Genomic DNA, 21,236 nt, shown 5'->3' with positions numbered 1-21,236 from the left:
GATCTCTGACCAAAGATATGACCAGCGCGGGGTATCAGCCTCTAAGGATGATGTTCATAACGCTATCAAGAACATCGACAAAGGACTTTTCCCAAAAGCATTTTGCAAGATAATCCCTGATATATTAACTAACGACCCTGAATGGTGCAATATTATGCATGCCGACGGTGCCGGCACTAAGTCATCACTGGCTTACGTGTACTGGAAACAGACCGGCGACCTTTCTGTTTGGCGCGGGATCGCTCAGGATGCCATTATCATGAACCTGGATGATCTGCTTTGCGTGGGAGCTACTGATAATATCCTGCTCTCATCCACCATTGGCCGTAACAAGAACCTGATACCGGGCGAGGTGATCGCCGCCATCATCAATGGTACTGAAGAGATATTACAGGAATTACGCGACCACGGCATTGGCATTTACAGCACCGGCGGCGAAACGGCCGACGTGGGCGACCTAGTACGCACCATCATTGTGGACAGTACCGTTACCTGCCGCTTAAAGCGCGCGGACGTGATCTCGAACCACCGCATACAACCCGGCAATGTGATCGTAGGCCTGGCCTCTTATGGTCAAGCTACTTACGAGCATGAGTACAACGGTGGCATGGGTTCGAACGGACTCACCTCCGCCCGTCATGATGTGTTCAACAAAAGCATCGCACAACAGTTCCCTGAAAGCTTTGACCCTGCAGTACCTGAAAGCCTGGTATTTTCGGGTGACAAGAACCTGACCGACCTCATCGATATCGGCAACGGGCGAACCACAACCGCGGGCAAGCTGGTGCTATCTCCTACCCGTACCTATGCACCGGTGATCAAAAAGATACTCGACGCTTACCGCAGCCAGATCCACGGCATGGTACATTGCAGCGGTGGCGCACAAACCAAGGTCTTACACTTTGTAGATGATGTGCATGTGATCAAAGACAACCTTTTCCCTGTACCTCCGTTATTCAAGCTGATCCATGAGCAATCAGGCACCAGCTGGCAGGAAATGTACAAGGTGTTTAATATGGGTCACCGTATGGAGCTTTACTTACCTCAGGAGATCGCGCAGGAGGTGATCGCCATCTCGCAAAGTTTCGGCATCGAGGCGCAGATCATTGGCCGCGTGGAAGCTGCCGATAAAAAGCAAGTGACCGTTAGATCAGAGTTCGGCGAGTTCATTTACAACTAACATGATACAACATTTGTGAAAAGGGTGAACGGCATGACCGTTCACCCTTTTTTGTTGAGCAGAATTTAAGTCAACAAAAAAGGCTGCCCCGATAGTGGGGCAGCCTTGCTATATAATAGGTTTAACTATTATTGAAAAATGTAACGCAGACCGAACTGCATATAGTAAGTTGAGTTCAAGCTCACGTCATCTCTGAAGGTGTTGGTGATCAATGAACCTCTGTCTTGACCTAATTGGAAGGTCGGTTTGGTAGTACCGTTAGCACTCAAAGAGCTGGTGTTAGTAGGCACCAGGATAGATGAGTTGTTCACTAATTTGTAAGAACCCCATTTCTTGTTCAACAGGTTACCAAAGTTGAACACGTCGAACGAGAACTGGATCGTGTTGCGTTTGCCACCTACGTTAACAAACAGGTCTTGCAGGAACTTAAAGTCAACCTGATTTCTCCATGGGTATTGGGCACCGTTACGTTCAGCGTATTTACCCATGCGTTTGCTCAGGTATTTGTCTTGAGAAACGTAAGCAAAGAAAGCATCGCTTTGTTGTTGTGGAGTATAAGTTACACCACCATAAGTAACCGGTACGAAAGTGATCTCGCTTGCATCCTTAGGAACGTAGATCAGGTCATTGGTTTGACCGTCACGGTTAAAGTCGTTCGAATAGATGTAAGAGAAACGACCAGTGATCGAACCTTCATAGAACAATGAGATAGTTGTTGCTAAGTGCTTCAAATACTCTTGGCGGTATTGCACGCTGGCGATCACACGGTTAGGCACCACGTAGTTAGCGTAGCTTAACGGAGGAGTGTTAGCGTTATTAACTACCTGAGTAAGTGACCAGGTGTTGATCAGCTGATCACCGCTACCGTCAAATATGTTCTTAGCACCGCTGCGGCTGTAAGCCACCATACCGGCAAAACCATGACTGAAGGTCTTCTCTAACTTAGCGGTCACGTTGTAGTAGTGGCCACCTTTACCGTTGGTCAACACGATAGTGTTGAACGCATTTGCGCCAGTAGCAGTACCATTAGCCAAAGGCTGACCAGTGCTTGATATTGGGTTAACGAATTTAGAACCGTTAGATGATGGATAGATCTCACGGGTGTCAGCATAACCCGAGATAGCCAAAGCAGTTGGGGTAACCAAGTTCACGTTAGTACCGTAAACGTTATTGATATCTTTTTTATAGATACCTTCTAACGTACCTACTACGCCCCAAGGTAACTTAGCATCTACAGCTAAGCTGCTACCCCATACCTGAGGGAATTTCAGGTTAGGATCCATAGCACTGATCGCGCTCGGGATAGCACCACCTACGGTTGGCAATGTTGTTGGACGGTAAGCGGTTGGATCTGGGTTGAACGGACCAGGAGTGTTAGCCTGACCTACATAAGTTTGAGTAAATTGCAGTAAGCCTGAGTCACCTGATTGTGAAACGATCCATACAAATGGGATCTGACCAGTAAAGATACCGGTACCACCGCGTAATACCACTGAACGGTCGCCGTTCACATCGTAGTTGAAACCAACACGTGGCGAGAACATCACACGGCTTTTTGGTAAAGCACCTGTGTTCACTCTTACACCATTGTTGAAAGCTAAGCCTGCTACTAATGGATGGGTCTTGATCTCGTCAGTACCTGGGAAGGTAGGGATGTCGATACGTAAACCTGGAGTAACGTGGAATCTGTCGCTAATGGAGATGTCATCCTGACCATATACAGAGTACTGAGCGAATTTGAAGCTTGGGAAAGCTTGGTTAAAGCCTTGGTTAAGCGGGTAAGTGATCGCAAAGTCTTGAGGTTTTGCACCGTTCACAAAATCAGCCCATGAAGCAAAAGTGTAGTAACCGGTACCGAAACGTTGGAAACCATTGGTGGTTCTGCTGAACTCACCTTGAACACCTGCGGTGATGTTGTGTTTACCTGCGGTAAGGGTCACATAATCATACACAGTGGTGGTCTTTACGTCACGCAAGTTACCATAAGTAAATGGCTCGTAACCAAATGAGGTCAACGGAAGACCATCTTGCAAGATGTCAACAAATGGGAACAATGAGCTTTGTGAGCTACGTGGATCGTTTTGGTGATCGTAGGTCACACGTAAAGTGTTAGATACCTTAGAACCGAATAGGTTGTTAGAGTTCCATTCCAAAGCACCTGAGTATAAGTTTTGATCTTGAGCGTAGTTAGCGTTAGCGAATTGTAAAGCGTACTGACTGGTACGAGTTTGCGAAAAAGCTGACAATGGACTACGTGAAGTACTTACAAAGCTTGGAGATGAGCTCTCTACTTGGCTGTAACGTACGTTGATCTTGTTGTTGTCATTGATGTTCCAGTCTAAACGGGCAAGGAACTTGTTGTTCTTGCTTTTAAAATCATATCCTTGGTATGGACCGGTCTCATAACCGTATTTTGATTGCAGGTAGCTGCGGATGTCATTCAACTGAGTTTCAGTTGGGCGTTTGATATTTGCAGTGTTACCGATAACAAATGGGTTAGCAGTAGTAGCGGCAACGAATTGCTGACCTGGAGAGGTCTGTTTCATGAACTCGCCGTTCACGAACAAGAACAATTTGTCTTTAATGATCGGGCCACCGATACGGAAACCGGTTTGGTTCTGCTGAAGTCTTTGCTTAGTGAAAGGGGTGTTATCACCTACCTTGTTACCTTGCAATTTATCATTTCTCCAGTAGGTGTAAACCGAACCTTCGATCTGGTTAGTACCTGAACGGGTGATCGCGTTCACCGAGCTACCAATGAAACCACCTTGTTTAACGTCAAATGGAGTAACATTGACCGAGATCTCCTGCAACGCGTCCAATGATATTGGCGAACCGCTTGCTGGCAGGTTGCTACCGATACCGAAACGGTTGGTAAAGTTAGATCCATCAACAGTTACCTGGTTTTGACGAGAGTTACCACCACCTATAGCACCGTTGTTAGTAGAAGTAGCCTGAGGTGTGATACGGGTCAGGTCATTCAGGTTACGGGTGATCGTTGGTAAAGTGTTGATCTCACGGGTGCTGATGTTTGTAGAAGTACCTTGTCTGTTGCTGCTCAGCAATTTGTTAGCTGTGCCGGTAACTACCACATCGGTAAGTACAGTACCGGTAGCGGCCATAGTGGTATTAAGCACATAAGGCTGACCCAGGGTAAGGGTAATGTCATTCACGGTCTTGGTCTCGAAACCGATGTAGCTGATGGTCACTCGGTACGGACCACCTACACGCATGTTGGCGATAGTGTAACGACCATCGGCGTTGGTAGCGGTCGAATAGTTCGATCCACTTGGGAGGTGGGTCGCTTTAACGGTAGCACCTACCAATGCTTCACCTTTTGAGTCTTTTAACACCCCTGTTAAACTACTGGTGGTCACCTGCGCGAACGCAGCCACCGTGGCTAACAAGAACATCATGCTGAGAAGTAGAACTTTCCTCATACTTTTGTTTGTTTTTAATGAACGTTTAAAATAGTTTTAAATTCAAGCACAAAGATAATCAAGTACCGCAGATGTGGTGTTAAGTTAATGTTAATAAAGACGGTAAATTTTTCACATTTCAGAAATTTTACGATCCATAGCGGAAATAAACATCACTAATACACTTAATATATTGCATTCTGCGCAAAAAGATCGGGTGAACAAGATATTTTTGGTCAATTTGAATGGTTAAGTTTATATTAAGGCCAATATTTCTTACGATCGCATGACAGATCGGGCCATTCTCTCCCCCGGCACCAGGTTTCATTGTATCAGCCTTTTTAATTAGCTTTGGCGCACAACTTGAAAAAGAAAACATAATGAACTACGACGTAATTGTTATCGGATCTGGTCCTGGTGGTTATGTTGCTGCTATACGCGCTTCACAACTCGGCTTAAAAACAGCCATCATTGAAAAAGAATCATTGGGTGGTATCTGCCTTAACTGGGGTTGTATCCCTACCAAAGCTTTGTTAAAAAGCGCCCAGGTGTTCGAGTACATTAACCACGCTGCCGATTACGGTATCAATGTTGATGTAAAAGGCGAGGCCGACTTTTCGGCCGTGATCAAACGCAGCCGCGGCGTGGCTGAAGGCATGAGCAAAGGCGTTCAGTTCCTGATGAAGAAGAACAAGATCGATGTGATCATGGGTTTTGGCAAGCTTAAAGGCAAAGGTGCGGTAACTGTTACCGCCGCCGATGGCAAGACCGCTGAGCACACCGCAAAACATATCATTTTAGCTACCGGCGGCCGCTCTCGCGAGTTGCCTAACCTGAAACAGGATGGCCAAAAGATCATAGGCTACCGTCAGGCAATGAACCTGCCTAAACAACCTAAGTCAATGGTGGTAGTAGGTTCAGGCGCTATCGGTATCGAGTTCGCCTACTTCTACGCTACCATGGGCACCCAGGTGACCGTTGTGGAGTTCCTAGACAATATCGTGCCTCTGGAGGATGAGGAAGTTTCGAAACAACTGGCCCGCAGCCTGAAAAAGACCGGCATCAACATCATGACCCAATCTACTGTTGAGTCGGTTGATACCACCGGCGAACTTTGCAAAGTAAGCGTGAAGACCGCTAAAGGTGTAGAGACCCTCGAAGCCGAGATCGTACTTTCGGCAGTAGGTATAGCTACTAACTTGGAAGGCTTAGGCCTTGAAGAGGTTGGCGTGAAGACCGACAAAGGCAAAGTATTGGTAGATGATTACTACAAGACCAACATTGAAGGTGTTTACGCCATCGGTGATATCGTTAAAGGCCAGGCACTGGCACACGTGGCCTCTGCCGAAGGTATTATTTGCGTTGAAAAGATTGCCGGTCAGCACGTTGAGCCGTTGAACTATAACAATATCCCGGGCTGTACTTACTGCTCTCCGGAAGTAGCTTCAGTAGGTTACACCGAAAAAGCAGCTAAAGAAGCTGGTTATGAACTAAAGATCGGTCGTTTCCCATTCTCGGCATCAGGTAAGGCATCTGCCGCCGGTGCTAAAGATGGCTTTGTAAAACTGATCTTTGATGCTAAATACGGCGAATTACTGGGCGCACATATGGTTGGTTACAACGTTACCGAAATGATCGCCGAGATCGTGGTGGCCCGTAAACTGGAGACCACCGGTCATGAGATGATCAAGTCGGTTCACCCTCACCCTACCATGAGTGAGGCCATCATGGAAGCTGCAGCAGCAGCTTACGATGAAGTGATCCACTTATAAAAGATACCCATCAAAATAGACCATAGCCCAACAGCTATGGTCTATTTGCTTTTGAACCACTGGCCTCAAAGCCAGTGAAGATGATCTACCTAAAATTCACGATTTGCAGCTATACACCATCAACACCGGCCTGTTTAAACTCGACGGCGGGGCTATGTTCGGCGTGGTGCCTAAGACCATCTGGAGCAAGACCAACCCGGCCGATGAGCAGAACCTCTGCACACTGGCCATGCGCTGCCTCCTGGTACAGGATGATGACCGCCTGATCCTGATCGATACGGGTATAGGCACCAAATTGAGCCCAAAGGTACTCCCCTATTATCACTTGCACGGCGACGACACCCTTGAAGGTTCCTTAAAAAGTCACGGTTTTACCGCTGACGATATCACCGACGTTTTCCTGACCCATTTACACCTGGACCATGTGGGGGGAGCGGTGATCCGTGATGGCGAGGAGTTAAGGCCTACCTTTCGCAATGCAACCTACTGGACCAACCAGCAACATTGGGAATGGGCGACCATCAACCCGAATGATCGTGAGCGAGCTTCGTTCCTGAAAGAGAACCTGGAACCGTTACAGGCAAGCGGTCGACTGAAATTCGTTGAAGCGGCGGAAGGCATGCAGTTCTCGACCAATATGCAGGTGCGATTCGTGAACGGACATACACGTGGCATGATGCTGCCATTATTGCAGTACAAAGAGCGTCAAATACTCTATGTGGCCGATCTGTTCCCCACTACGGGTCATTTGCCTATCGCTTACGTGGCCTCTTACGACCTGTTCCCGCTAGAAGCTATGAACGAAAAACGGCATTGGTTGCAAATAGCGGCAGATAACGACCTTGTCCTGTATTTGGAACATGACGCCGTGCACGAATGTTGTACCGTGCAACATACGGATAAAGGTGTGCGACTAAAAGATGTGTTCAAGCTGACCGATATTTAATTATCGGACAAGGGTTTGGTACAATTGATGTAGAGTAGATAGCAATAAACTGAACGTACAGTAGGCATTTGCAATAATAATTTAATTGTAATTATCAAATCCAATTAAGATATTTAATAAGATTTTTGTACCTTTGCACGTTCAATTCTAAAACAAGGATCGAGGTAATAAAATAGATGAGACAACTCAAAATAACACAATCCATTACCAATCGTGAGTCACAATCGTTAGATAAGTACCTTCACGAAATTGGTAAGGTTGACCTGATAACTGCCGAAGAAGAAGTAATATTAGCCCAAAAGATACGCGAAGGCGACCAAGCTGCTCTGGAGCGACTGACCAAGACCAACTTGCGTTTCGTGGTATCGGTCGCTAAACAATATCAAAATCAAGGACTTACATTAGGTGATCTGATCAACGAGGGTAACCTCGGCCTGATCAAAGCTGCAAAGCGTTTCGACGAGACCAAAGGTTTCAAATTCATTTCATACGCCGTATGGTGGATCCGTCAGTCGATCCTGCAGGCTATCGCTGAGCAGTCACGTATCGTGCGTTTGCCATTGAACCAGGTAGGTTCGTTAAGCAAGATCAGCAAGGCATTCAGCAAGCTGGAGCAGGAATACGAGCGCGAGCCTTCACCTGAGGAACTGGCCGACATTCTGGAGACCACTGTTGACAAGATATCTGACACGCTAAGCAATTCAGGCCGTCATGTATCGATGGATGCGCCTTTTGTACAAGGTGAAGAGAATACGCTGTTGGACGTACTGGAGAACCAGGAGCCTAACACTGACTCTATACTGATCAACGAGTCATTGTCTGAAGAGATCAAACGTTCGCTTTCAACCTTAACTGAGCGTGAGCGCGAGATCATCGTATTGTTCTTTGGCTTGGGTACCAACCACCCGCTATCATTAGAGGAGATCGGTGAGAAATTTAACCTGACCCGCGAACGTGTGCGCCAGATCAAAGACAAGGCTTTACAACGTTTACGCCACACCTCACGTAGCAAGATCTTAAAATCATACTTAGGTTAAGCCATAAAGGCTTCCAAAACATAGAGCCTCTCCGCACAACGGAGAGGCTTTTTTGTTGCTACCGGTATGCATCCATCACTCTACCAGGACCTCACTCCCGCCCAAGCCTTTGCCATCCACAGGCAAATGCGGAAGCAAGTGGACGTGCGCCCGTTAGATAAACCCATACAGATCATTGCCGGGGCTGATGTATCCAACAATAAGTATGAAGAGACAGTGTACGCCGGTATGGTACTATTCAGGTATCCAACATTAGAAGTGATCGGTCATGCATCGGTAGTGAGCAGCACGCGGTTCCCTTACATACCGGGTTTGCTGGCCTTTCGGGAAGTACCCTCTTTGCTCGAGGTTTGGGATAAACTGGAGATAAAGCCAGACCTAGTGGTACTCGACGGCCAGGGCATTGCCCATGAAGAACGGATGGGTATAGCCACTCACTTTGGCCAGTTGGTCAATGTGCCGACCATCGGCACTGCTAAAAAGCCCCTCTACGGCAAGTTCGAGGAACCGGCTAACAAGCCATTTGCCCAAAGCCCCATGTGCGATGGTAACGAGCTGATCGGTATCTCATTGCGCAGCAAAGTCAAAAGTAATCCCATCTATGTGTCGCCCGGCCACCATGTGAGTATGGAGCAAAGCATTCAGATCATCCAGAACTGCATACGTGGATACCGCATTCCCGAACCCACCCGCCAGGCCCACAATTATGTGAACGCGGTAAGAAAAGCTCATGGAGATCAAAGCGGACAAACCAGCTTATTATAAAAGCTATTGCAGTGCCTCGCGACTACTGCATGAATTTAGCATGACAAATAATTACTATCGGCTGTAACGCTCGCATAACCTATGGCGTCTTACTGGTGTCACAAGTTAGCTAACATGCGTTCAGTTGGATTATTCTTGCTTTTATTGGGGTGGTTCGCCTGTATGGGCGCTGCCACAAAGCCGCATCCTGCTCCGCATGTTCCCCGCATCAGCTTTCCGGTAATAGATGACGACCCTGTATTTGAAGGCGGCTCCAACACGGTGACCATCCCTATGAAAAAGGCGGGCAACCTGATCATCATCGAGGCGCAGGTCGATACCATGGTGGGTAACTTTGTGTTAGATACCGGCGCACCTTACCTGGTGCTTAATGCCACCTATTTTCGCGATATGCCTCACCTTGGCGAGCAGGAAGCCAATGGGGTTAATGGCACTTCGTCAGGCACGTTCCGTACGCAGGTGCGCAACCTTTCGTTGGGCTTCGACCTTCGGTTCAACCGCCTTGCGGCCGATGTGACCGACCTTTCATCCATCGAGAACAGCAAAGGCATCAAGATACTGGGCCTTCTGGGTACGCAGGTATTCCGTAAAATGGCCATCACGGTCGACCATTTTCATAACGTGTTGTACCTGCACAAGCTTGATGCTAAAGGCGAGATCGCTCCTGCCGAGCGCGTATTCAACCAACCTGAGATGCGCACCGCGTTCAAGTATATGAACGATGTGATCTTCATTAAAGGGCAGATCGCCGACAGGTCGTTCTGGTTAGCCTTCGATACCGGTGCCGAATGCAATTTGTTAAGCAATGAGGCACCACAGGCCGTGATCAAACCTATGACCGTGGTAAGCCGCAGCAAAATGGTAGGCGTAGGCGGCAAAGGCGGTGCCGAACTGATCTATGCCAACTTTGACAGGCTGGTGATCGGCAACTACTTGTTCAGTAATAACCGTATACTCATTACCGATCTGGGTCACCTGGGCAAGGCCTACGGCGGCTCGGTGGATGGGGTGCTGGGTTACGACTTTTTTGCGAGGGGTATTTTCACCATAAACTTCGCTAAAAAAGAATTTGAAATGTACATTTACAAGCATTGATAAGGATGGCGCGGCTTAAGAACTATATCATTTTGCTTTTTGTGTTGTGCTGTTTGATGACGTGGGCATCCATCAACCATGTACGACTGTATTCCATGTCGGGGCATAAGCTGGTGTTGGTAGATACCCGTTCGCCACGTGCCGATATAGACCGTGTACTGAGCCGGGCCAACTTGATCGGGCTTAATGCCGGCATGCTGTTGGATCGCCAAACCCTTCCTGAAAATCGATTTGGCTGGCACCTGTCGCGTGTGAATGATCACACCGTCCGCATCGATCTGCCAGCCGATGCCCAGCCCGCCGATAGTAAGGTTTCACCTTTTGACGTGAGCGATGACAATGTATTACAAACCGGAGGTCAGCCCGGTTACCCGGCCGATGTGGCCTTCGGCGTGAACAACTTTGCCCGCATCACCGTGCGCGAATTGCCGTCGGGCTTAACCCGCTTCTTTTTGCCGGGGCAAACCGACAAACGCCGTGTGCAGCTGTCAGGCAGCTTTAATAACTGGACCACCATGAAAGGGCTCATGACCCGTACCGATAGCGGCTGGGTGAGCGACCTGAAATTAGACCCGGGGCCGTACGCTTACAAATACATCATTAACGGCCGCTGGACACGTGACGAAAGCAATAACCTGAAAGAGCACGATGGCTGGGGTGGCTACAATTCCATCTACTTTAGGTACAATTACACCTTTAAACTGGCCGGTTACAATGGTGCCAGCCGGGTGATCGTGGCGGGCAGCTTCAACAACTGGAATGCCAACCAGCTGATCATGGCATACAAAGACAACCGCTGGCAACTACCACTGTACCTGCACGAGGGCACGCACCTATACCGCTTTATGGTTGATGGAAAATGGATATCAGATCCGGCCAACAAAGCCACCAGCGTTCGTAACAACGAAGTTAATTCGGTACTATCCTTTGGCGAGAACACCAATTTCAAACTTGCCGGCCATACCGATGCACACAACGTTTATGTGGCCGGTAGCTTTAACAATTGGCGCCCCAATGTTATGCGGATGCAGCGCACCGCTAATGGCTGGGTGTTGCCCTATACCTTGCCGGGTGGTAACTACGAATACAAATTTGTGGTGGATGGTAACTGGATGACCGACCCTTCCAACCCACACACCATCACTACCGATGAGACCAACTCCGTATTAGCCGTGCGCCCCAACCACACCTTTGTGCTAAGGGGTTACAATAATGCCCGCAGTGTATCACTATCAGGCACCTTTAACGGCTGGAACGAGCCCGGCTACGCCATGCAGCGTGTAGGTAACGACTGGGTGATCAGCCTCAACCTCAAGCCCGGTAAACACCTTTACAAATTCGTGATCAACGGGCACGATTGGATCCTGGACCCGGGCAATAAACAATGGGAACAGAACGAGCATGCCACCGGCAACTCGGTATTGTGGATGGGAAATTAATGAAATATAGTTTTATGCAGTGCTATTGAGTTCGATGCTGATCTTCCGCATCTGCAGATAACTCATCTTCCACTACTGCCGACCGGTATTTACCGGTGATCAGGAACACCAAAGATACGATCAGCATTCCTGCAAAAAAGATCAGGCTAAGCATCAGGTCATATTTCACCATGGCCACCAGGCACACTGCCGATAGCAGTAACGCCACTACCGGGAAGTAGGGATATAGCGGTGCGCGGAAGGGTCTTTGCAGTCGCGGCTCTTTTTTACGGAGCACCAGCAAACTCACCATACACAACCCGTACATGGTAACGGCACCAAATACCGATAGCACGATCACCTGACTGGTGGTACCTGTTAACAAGGCCACAGCACTTACGCAGCCACTGGCCATCAGGGCCCAATGGGGCGTACGGGTACGCTGTCCCACGGCCGATAATGCGCGTGGCAGATAGCCGCTCCTGGCCATAGCGAACACTTGCCTGGACGAAGCCAGTATGGTACCATGAAACGAAGCGACAAGCCCGAACAGGCCTATACTGGCAAATAGCTTGGTGATGCTGCTACCCTTACCCAGCACCACTGATAGGGCCTCGGGCAAGGGATGATCCAATTGCGACAGGCGGTGCCAGTTGGTAACGCCGCCGGTGAGCACCATCACACCGAGGGCCAACAAGGCCAGTGTCAACAGGCCGGAAATGTAACCTTTGGGAATGTTCCTGACCGGGTCGGTCACCTCTTCGGCCACCATGGCCACCCCTTCTATAGCCAGGTAGAACCAAATGGCGTAAGGCAGAGCTGCGAAAACGCCAGACCATCCATAAGGCATAGGATCGGTCATGAAGTTGGCAGCCTTAAAATGCGGCGCAATGACGCCCATGTACACCAGCAGTTCGGCTACGGCCAGCATGGTGATCACCACCGAGAACGCTGCCGATGCCTTAACACCCCTAATGTTGATGACAATGAATACCGCGTTAAAGAAAAGCGCCGAGCCGACCACCGGTATATCAGCATATAAAAAATGAAGGTAACTGCCCAATGCAAAGGCGATGGCCGGAGTGGCCAGCAGCAGATCGATCAGCGTAGCGTATCCGGCTATTAGCGCTCCCCACGGCCCAAGTGCCCGGTAGGCATAAGCGAACGCGCCACCGGCATGTGGTATGGCGGCAGTCAATTCGGTATAGCTAAATACAAAAGTGACGTACATGACCGTGATCACCAACGTAGCGATCAAAAAGCCTACGGTACCGGCCACGCCCCATCCATAGTTCCAACCAAAATACTCGCCCGATATCACCAACCCTACGGCTATCGACCATAGGTGGATGGGTTTGAGCGTTCGTTGGAGCGTAGGTGTAGCAGGCATTGTTGATCTTTGTACGAACAATATAAAAAGATCTGCCACTAATGAGGCACTTTTATAGCAAAAAGCCCCGATCACAACGTCCGGCTGGCGGTCGTGATGATCAGGGCTTTTGATGGTATGGTGATATTACTTATTCAGCTCGAGGCTCTTCAATTCAAAGCCGCCCTCGTTGGCCATAAGCCTAATGGCATTAGCGCCCTTCTTCAGCACCACATTTTTAACCTCGATCGGATACCACTCAGCGCTGGCCTTACCTAGTGCCGCGTCCGCCACAACAGCCTTACCATCGACCATCACCGAAACCTTTCCTTTTCCCTCTGCCGAGCGCACCATCAACTTCAGCGTATAGGCGTTCGCCGCAGGGCTGTTCACGGTATACTGCATCCACTCAGTGTCCTCAATGTTGAATACATAGTGACCAGTGGCATCGTGTTTAATGTCTACCCCATCATTGCGGTAGCTGTGGCCACGGTTGCCGTCGGTATTCACACCCGGCGTATATTGGTAGCGGGCGGTGTCGCGGTCGTAATAAGCGTAACGCTGGCGGCCCAGGTCGTAGTCCACCGCCTGGATCACGGTGCCGGTGGTCAACTTTTTAAAAGGCACTGTGGCCGTGGTACGCACCTGGCGGAACATGGCATCGGTCACGTCCTTATGGTAGATGTTGTTCTCCAGTTTCACGTTCTGCAAGAACTCATCCAGCGCGGCGATGGCCTCTGCTTGGCTTGGCTTAGGTCCTTTGCCGGTCCAGTGATCAAGCAGCTTTTGGTACGATGGCGTAAGTTTGATCTCGAGCGGGTTGTTGATACCGATCTTCTTTTCCTGCCACCAACTCCAGCCAATGTTATGGCTCTCCACCAACCTGATACAATCGGTGAACCAGGTGTTCGAGTTCTCGCCCGATTCGCCCAGCCAAAGCGGAACGTTGTTCTGCTCGCTCATGGTCAAAAAGTTCTGAATGGTGGCCTGGGTGTTGAAGTTGCCATACTTGTGGAAGCTCAGCACCATGTTCTTATCCCACAGCGGGAAGATGCCACTATAGTTATTTCCAAAGCCATTACCCTCGATAATGATGATGTGCTTTTTGTCCACCTCACGTATGGCCTTCGTGATATCCACCATCAACTGGCGCAGGGGCACATTCTTGGTCTCCTTGGTGCCGCGCTTGTCATCGGCGCTTTCAAAACCCCAGTTGGGTTCGTTAATGATGTCGTAACCACCTATGGCCGGCTCATTGGCATAACGCTGGGCCAATTTGCGCCAAAGGTTGATCATCTTTTGCTGGTCGGCCTTGCTTTCCCAAAGCGATGGTTTTGAGGCATCACGATCAGAGATAGGCAGATCATTGCCCTGGCCGCCCGGTGCGGCGTGCAGGTCGAGGATCAAGTAGATGTGGTTGGCCTTGCACCATTTTAATAAGCTATCGGTCAGCGCGAAACCTTTCTCGATCCAGGTGTCTTTGCCTGGTACAGGCTCCTTGTCGGCCGGTAGGGTGTATAAGGCGTAGTGCATCGGTAACCTGATGGAGTTGAAACCCCACGAGGCCATCGAATCCACATCGATCTTGCGGGTGTGCATGTTCAGCCATTTGTCGTAAAAACGGTCGACATATTCCTGTCCGGCCACGCCCACGATCTTTTCCTTGATGCGATATTGCTGCCCTACGTTGCCCAAACGGAACATGTAGCCTTCCTGCAGCATCCAGCCGCCAAGACCCATGCCCCGCAAGATCACTTTTTTCCCTTTTGCATCGGTGATGATGCGGCCACTGGCTTTTAGATAGGTTTGCCCCATGGCAAAATGGGTGCTGCTGGCGACGAGCACCGACAGTAATACTTTGCAAATGCTTTTAACGATAGGTTTACTATTGGTCATGATGGTGTACGGTATCCGCAGGCGCGGAACGGTTTTAAGTATAGAAATAGGTGAAAGCCCAAAAGTACATCAAGCACCTCGAAAAAAATAATTAAATTATTTACAAATAATTGATTAACAGTTCTTTATGTCGATTTTGATACGCTTGAGCACAATTAGCACAGATCTTACAAGTAGCTCATTACCAGATTACTGAGAACCGTTGTTATACTCTCCTCCAGACGCTGATCGATACGCTTGACGAATGATCACTTTTCGCATCAAAACACCGTTACAAAGGCCGTTAGCGGCCGCCGCCCATTTTTGCCGATGATAACTTGTAATTAACTTTACTGCACCAATTATCAGATCCGCTATCATGGAACATTGTTTTTACGGCGTATTACTGCTGTTAACGCTGGCCTGCCCTGCCTGGTGCCAAAAGCGCTACCTGGTGCATGACCAGTCTCAATTTGACCAGGCCGTAGCCAAGGCCGCGCCCGGCGACAGCGTGGTGATCGCCAACGGCACCTATACGCCATGGTCGGTCAGGATCAATAACGGCGGCGATCAGAAGCGCCCGGTGGTGATCACGGCGCAAACCAAAGGCCAGGTGGTCTTTACCGGTAAGGTGGCTCAGCCGTTATTCAATGTCAAAGCCAGCCACGTGACCATCAGCGGCCTTACCTTCAGGGAATGCGAGCTGGACAAGGCCAACGGCCGGTCGGGTATGCTGATCCAGATGGATAGCGTGCGCCAGAGCCGTGTGACCGACTGCTCCTTTGAGCGTAACATGGCTAAAATGCAATTCATGCCGCTGGTGCTGATCGGTGGCAACAGCGAAGCCGCCCGGATAGACCATTGCACCTTCGAGGCCAACATCGATAACCAGGACGTGCAGGTAAAGGTGACCAAAGAGGTATCGCCGCAACACACGCTTATCGACCATAACACCTTTTTGAACAAGAAACGCGTACACTGGGCCAATGATAACGGTGGCGAGTGCGTACAGGTAGGGCAAGATCCTATCCTACTCGGCAATATGGTGTCCAACACCATGGTGACCCATAACCGCTTCATCGCCTGCAGCGCCGAGCCGGAGGTGATCAGCAACAAAAGCAGTAAGAACACCTACCAGGCCAATTATTTTGAAGATTGCAACGCCGAACTGGTGATGCGTGGCGGCCATGACTGCGTGATCGACAGTAACCGCTTTAAAGGCGGCATGGGCATCAGGATCAATGGAAGCGGCCATACGATCACCCGTAACCAGTTCAACAACGTGGCCACCGCTATACGCCTCAACTACGGTATGGCCAAGGGCCGCACCGAGACCGGCTTTTACGTGGCCGCTACCGATTGCCGCATTACTGATAACACGATCAACAATGCCGAAACGGGCATCCTGATCGGCGGGCAAAAGAACGAGGACTGGACCGGCAAGTTCGACACCAAGCGTTACCCGTCGCGCACGATGCAGGATGTGCCACCGGGTAATAATAAAGTGAAGAACAATCACTTCACCAATACCAAGGATCAGATCGTAGAACAATAAGATACGCAGCGATCGATGCACAATGCTATATTTGTTCTGATACGGCCACACTTTAAGTAAACCGACCGCGCCCACTGGCGCCATGACCAATTGACCAACGAACTATACTGAATTGCTTATGCTGTCATCTTTACGCAGCTTATACCGGTCATCGTTCAACAGAACGCTGCCTTTATTCTTGTCGTTACTATTTGCGGTGAACTTTGCGTACGCGCAGGTGCCCTTCCGTGTGGATAGCTCGATCGAGCAACACAAATTCAAGCACGAGGAGATCAAGGTGCTGGAAGACCCCACCGGCGACCTCACCTTTGCCGATATACTGCACGCGAACGACCGCTTCAAAGAGAACAAGCAATATTATCCCAGCAACAAGAATGTGAGCAGCGCCTACTGGTACCGCATCAAGCTGGATCTGCAGCCCTCTGCCGCTGGTAAGGGCGCTGTGTTCGAGTTCTTTGACCAGACCACCAACGACATTACCGCGTACATACCCGATCAAAATGGCCATTACACCGCCAGCCGCTCGGGTGCCGACATGGCCTTCAATTCGCGATTGTATCGCCACAAGAACTTCGAGTTCCTGATCAAGGACCCGGTGCCTGGTCAGTACACCTACTACTTCAGGGTAAAGGCGCGCAATTTGATCAACGTGATCATCGTGTACCGCACCATCGATTACTTTGTGCATTACGCGCTCAATGAGTACATCACGTTCGGCTTGTTCTATGGCATGATCCTGATCTTTTGCTTCCATAACCTGCTCATGTTCCTGGCGGTGAAGCGGAAGCAATACTTGTACTATGTGTTCTACATCCTGAGCGTGGCCTTGTATGAGATGTGTGTGGACGGCATCGCGTTCCAGTACCTGTGGCCCAACTCGCCCGATTTTAATTACTACGCCTATGGAATCGGCTTGTACCTGGTCAGCCTGTTCGCGCTCATTTTTACCCAGGAATTGTTGCAGGTGAAGCAGCGCTCGGGGCGCTTTTACAAGCTCATCAACCTCACCATCGCCCTGCGCACCGTGTTCTTCCTGTACTGCTTGTTCTTTAACAAGGATCTGTTCCTGTACAAGTTCGTGGAGGTGTTCCCCTTGTCGGTGGCCTTTGCGGCAGGTATCAACATCTATCGCAGGGGCTTTAAGCCTGCCCGTTTCTTCGTACTGGCCTACGCGGTGTTGTTCGGCGGGTTTGTGATCAAGGTGGCGGCGGCCATGGGTTATGCTTACTTTTTGCCCGAGTTCTTCCGCTATTACGCCATCAGCTTTTGCTTTGTGATCGAGATGGTGCTACTGTCGTTCGCCATTGGCGATCAGGTGCGCATTTTACGTAAGGAGAAGGACGAGGCGCAGGACGAGACCATCAGGCAGATGCAGGTGAACAACGACCTGAAAGATTCCTTGAACCAGGAACTGGAACACCAGGTAAAGGTGCGCACCAAAGAAGTGGTGGAAAAGTCGGAAGAGATCCTGTTGCAATCCAGAGTGATCGAGCAGCAGAACGAGCAGCTCATGAGCATCAACCATTTGCTCGAACAACAAGCTGCCGAGATCACCCGCATGAATATCCTCCTCGAGAAGGACAACCTGCAGCTGAAGACCAATATCGATGTGGTGACCAACGCCCGGGCATTATCGGCTGAGTTGAACTTTGAGGAGTTCAGTGCCAAGTACCCCGATCAGGAGACCTGCTATAAGTTCCTGTCCGACCTGAAATGGGCCTCGGGCTACCACTGCACCCGCTGCGAGCATACCTCCTATTGTGCAGGCCGCGTACCGTACAGCAGGCGGTGCACCAAATGCAGTTACGAAGAATCGGCCCTGCACAACACCATCTTCCAAAACAACCGCATCCCGATCAATAAGGCGTTCTATCTGGTTTACCTGATCTACAGCAGCAAAGGAACCATCTCGTCGCACCAATTGTCTGAAAAGCTGGGGATCCGTCAAAGCACCTGCTGGGCTTATGCCATCCGCATAAAAAAAGCCATGCAGGAGCAAAAACGCTCGCGCAAAAAGGATGCGCCGCAAGGCTGGAGCACGCTGGTATTGTGATCACGCAACTATTTGAAAAAAGTTGATCAGGGCTTAAGCGTATAGCGGGGCAGGCTGATGAATGCCTATGGCCCTTTGCGATTCCCGTAACGAACGCTATTGATGCAATAACTCAGCTTTTTCAAGGCGTTCAGTTGAATGAACGGACCTGTGCATCAAGCGTATCAAACCTCCCGCATGGCTTACCAAAGGCCATTTTACACCCTTTGAAATGCCCTTTGGTGCGAGCTATATTTACGGTAGAATAACCAGTTATAAAGGCCATGGCTCACTCCAAAGGCCATATCATCACTTGCTTCATGATCAAAAAACTACTTTTACTGATCGCCTTCGTTGGCATCATCTCCCCCATCTATGCGCAGCAAAGCATCCGGCTGAACACCGGTTGGGAATACATACGGCAGGACCTTGGCGGCATATGGGAAGCCGTACGCCCCGTGCGCGATGGACAGCCCGAAAGCGTACCGCTATGGCAAAAAGTGACCCTACCGCACTGCTTCAACGATCGCGATGCCGTGGATCCTGATGTGAACTACTACCAGGGGCCGGGATGGTATCGCACTCAACTCAACATCAATAACCCTTACGCCAATGGCCGCACGCTACTTCATTTTGAAGGCGCCGGTCAGCGTACCGACGTTTACGTGTATACCACCAAAGTGGCCTCGCATTTGGGTGGTTATGATGAGTGGACGGCCGACCTGACCGATGCCATAGAAGCCTTTAAACATACCGAGGTTTATCAAAAACAGTTCAAAGGACGCATCCCGGTATCGATCCGGTGCGATAACTCGCGCGACCTGGAGACCATCCCCTCGCGCATGTCCGACTTTAACGTTTACGGCGGCATCTACCGTTACCTCAACCTGGTATACCAGCCATCGGTATCCATCGATAGGCTAATGATCACTCCGGTGTTGGATAGTACCCTGACCAAGGGAACGCTCGAAGTAAAGACCATCTTGGCCCAGCACACGCAAGGCAACGTGACCGGGCAGATCAAGGTCATAGATGCCAATGGAAAGATGGTGGCCAACAAGAACTATAAAGTAGATGCACCAGCAACGGACGGCCAGACCACCCGCTTCAAGATCAGCAAGCCACACGCCTGGCAGCCTGCCGACCCTTATTTGTACACCGTGCAGGTAACGGCAACGGCCGACGGGCAAACCTTTACCAGCACCCAAAAGGTTGGCTTTCGCAATTTTGAGTTCAAAGAGAAAGGACCTTTCCTTTTAAATGGTAAGCGACTCCTGCTGCGCGGCACACACCGCCATGAGGACCATGCCGGGGTGGGCGCGGCCATGACCGAAGCCATGATGCGCCAGGAGATGCAGCTGATCAAGGATATGGGCGCCAACTTTATCAGGCTGGGGCACTACCAGCAATCGCGCATTGTGCTGGACCTGTGCGATAGCCTGGGCATTTTGGTGTGGGAAGAAGAGCCCTGGTGCCGCGGCGGTTTGGGTGGCGAAGCCTACCAGGCCATGGCCCGCCAAATGATGACCAACATGATCCAACAGCATTACAATCATCCCTCCATCATACTGTGGGGCTTGGGTAATGAGAACGACTGGGAGGGCGACTTCGCCGAATTTGATAAGCAAAAGATACGCAAGTTCATGAAGCAGCAGCATGATCTGACCCACCGGTTAGACGCTACCCGCCTCACCAGCATACGCCGCTGCGATTTTTGTGCCGATATACCCGATGTTTATTCGCCCTCCATTTGGGCGGGCTGGTATAAGGCCAAATATACCGACTACAAGCAGTTGACCCAGGACGAAGTAGGCAAAGTGAAACGTTTTTTCCATGCCGAATGGGGCGGCGACAGCCATGCCCGCCGCTTTGCCGAAGACCCGCTGGGCTACCTGGAAGCTAAACGTACTACCGACCCCACCACCGGTAAAAAGCGCGATGTACAAGTGGCCCGCGACGGCGACTGGAGCGAGAGCTACATTGCCGAACTTTTTGACTGGCACCTTAAAGAACAGGAGAGCATGCCGTGGTTGACCGGTTCGGCGTTTTGGACGTTTAAAGATTTTTCGACCCCGCTAAGGGCCGATAATCCCATTCCCTATGTGAACCAAAAAGGCGTGGTGGAGCGCGATATGAGTTTGAAAGAATCGTACTACATCTTTCAATCGTATTGGTCGGCAAAGCCTATGGTGCACATATTTGGGCACAACTGGCCGGTACGCTGGGGTAAGCCAGGCGAGTTGAAACAGGTCAAAGTATTCTCGAACGCCGATGAAGCCGAGCTTTATGTGAACGGCAAAAGCTACGGCGTTAAAAAGCGTAACGTGCAGGACTTTCCCGCTGCCGGGCTGCATTGGGATGTGCCGTTCAATACAGGCAACAACCTGATCAGGGTGGTGGCCCAAAAAGGCAAGGTGACCCTGACCGACCAGATCGAGCAGCAGTACGAGACTCGCCAGTGGGCCGCCCCTGCAACCATGACCGCTAAAGTGATCAGCACCGATCAGGATGTGGCCACCATTGAGGTACAGCTGACCGACGCAAAAGGCGTACCCTGCCTTGATGCGGCCAACTGGATCAGCTTTGGCCTTGCCGGCGATGGCGACTTGCTTGCCGATCTGGGCACATCTACCGGGTCGCGCAAGTTGCAGGCTTATAACGGCCGGGCCATGGTAAAGGTAAAATTACAACAAGGGCATAGCGTTTTGAGCGTTGGATCACCTCGATTACCCACCATATTTATTACTTTAGGCGGCAAATAATCGATCCAACT

The 21,236-nt window shown here is 50.2% G+C and carries 13 protein-coding genes; 10 read left to right on the top strand and 3 right to left on the bottom strand.

All coding sequences use genetic code 11. The features are described 5' to 3' along the window. Position 1 precedes the first annotated feature (1 nt). Positions 2 to 1,180, top strand: a complete 1,179-nt coding sequence (locus LLH06_RS06765) for an AIR synthase related protein (RefSeq protein WP_449560085.1) — start codon at positions 2 to 4, stop codon at positions 1,178 to 1,180. Positions 1,181 to 1,308: 128 nt separating this feature from the next. Here LLH06_RS06765 and LLH06_RS06760 read toward each other — a convergent pair whose 3' ends face one another. Then, positions 1,309 to 4,620: a TonB-dependent receptor gene (locus tag LLH06_RS06760; RefSeq protein ID WP_228172504.1), complete on the bottom strand. Its 3,312-nt coding sequence runs from the start codon at positions 4,618 to 4,620 to the stop codon at positions 1,309 to 1,311. Positions 4,621 to 4,979: 359 nt separating this feature from the next. Between LLH06_RS06760 and lpdA the strand changes: the two genes are divergently transcribed. The 6 genes from lpdA (at position 4,980) to LLH06_RS06730 (ending at position 11,653) form a co-directional block, all read left to right on the top strand. Next, entirely contained in the window at positions 4,980 to 6,371 is a 1,392-nt protein-coding gene (gene lpdA, locus LLH06_RS06755) for a dihydrolipoyl dehydrogenase (protein ID WP_228172503.1), read from the top strand. A 103-nt stretch (positions 6,372 to 6,474) separates the two neighbouring features. Further along, positions 6,475 to 7,317, top strand: a complete 843-nt coding sequence (locus LLH06_RS06750) for an MBL fold metallo-hydrolase (protein ID WP_228172502.1) — start codon at positions 6,475 to 6,477, stop codon at positions 7,315 to 7,317. Positions 7,318 to 7,493: 176 nt separating this feature from the next. Further along, positions 7,494 to 8,354, top strand: coding sequence for a sigma-70 family RNA polymerase sigma factor (locus LLH06_RS06745; RefSeq protein WP_090466905.1), 861 nt, complete (start codon positions 7,494 to 7,496; stop codon positions 8,352 to 8,354). 66 nt (positions 8,355 to 8,420) lie between these two features. Further along, positions 8,421 to 9,119, top strand: a complete 699-nt coding sequence (gene nfi / locus LLH06_RS06740; RefSeq protein WP_228172501.1) for a deoxyribonuclease V — start codon at positions 8,421 to 8,423, stop codon at positions 9,117 to 9,119. 114 nt (positions 9,120 to 9,233) lie between these two features. Further along, positions 9,234 to 10,214 carry an aspartyl protease family protein gene (locus tag LLH06_RS06735; RefSeq protein ID WP_228172500.1) on the top strand — a complete coding sequence of 327 codons (981 nt, stop codon included), beginning with the start codon at positions 9,234 to 9,236 and terminating at the stop codon, positions 10,212 to 10,214. A gap of 5 nt (positions 10,215 to 10,219) precedes the next feature. After that, positions 10,220 to 11,653, top strand: coding sequence for a hypothetical protein (locus LLH06_RS06730; protein ID WP_228172499.1), 1,434 nt, complete (start codon positions 10,220 to 10,222; stop codon positions 11,651 to 11,653). A 22-nt stretch (positions 11,654 to 11,675) separates the two neighbouring features. Here LLH06_RS06730 and eat read toward each other — a convergent pair whose 3' ends face one another. Continuing rightward, a complete protein-coding gene (gene eat, locus LLH06_RS06725; protein ID WP_228172498.1) occupies positions 11,676 to 13,022 on the bottom strand; it encodes an ethanolamine permease in 1,347 nt (448 codons plus the stop codon). A gap of 126 nt (positions 13,023 to 13,148) precedes the next feature. Beyond that, a complete protein-coding gene (locus LLH06_RS06720) occupies positions 13,149 to 14,897 on the bottom strand; it encodes a cellulase family glycosylhydrolase (RefSeq protein ID WP_228172497.1) in 1,749 nt (582 codons plus the stop codon). 358 nt (positions 14,898 to 15,255) lie between these two features. Between LLH06_RS06720 and LLH06_RS06715 the strand changes: the two genes are divergently transcribed. The 3 genes from LLH06_RS06715 to LLH06_RS06705 all read left to right on the top strand — a co-directional run bounded on the left by LLH06_RS06715 (position 15,256) and on the right by LLH06_RS06705 (position 21,225). Further along, a complete protein-coding gene (locus LLH06_RS06715; protein ID WP_228172496.1) occupies positions 15,256 to 16,431 on the top strand; it encodes a chondroitinase-B domain-containing protein in 1,176 nt (391 codons plus the stop codon). 118 nt (positions 16,432 to 16,549) lie between these two features. Then, entirely contained in the window at positions 16,550 to 18,484 is a 1,935-nt protein-coding gene (locus tag LLH06_RS06710; RefSeq protein WP_228172495.1) for a 7TM diverse intracellular signaling domain-containing protein, read from the top strand. 299 nt (positions 18,485 to 18,783) lie between these two features. Continuing rightward, a complete protein-coding gene (locus tag LLH06_RS06705) occupies positions 18,784 to 21,225 on the top strand; it encodes a glycoside hydrolase family 2 protein (RefSeq protein ID WP_228172494.1) in 2,442 nt (813 codons plus the stop codon). The last annotated feature ends 11 nt before the right edge of the window (positions 21,226 to 21,236 follow it).

The sequence above is a fragment of the Mucilaginibacter daejeonensis genome, from assembly GCF_020783335.1.
GTDB classification, from domain to species: domain Bacteria; phylum Bacteroidota; class Bacteroidia; order Sphingobacteriales; family Sphingobacteriaceae; genus Mucilaginibacter; species Mucilaginibacter daejeonensis.
This window is presented reverse-complemented; position numbering and strand designations above follow the sequence as displayed.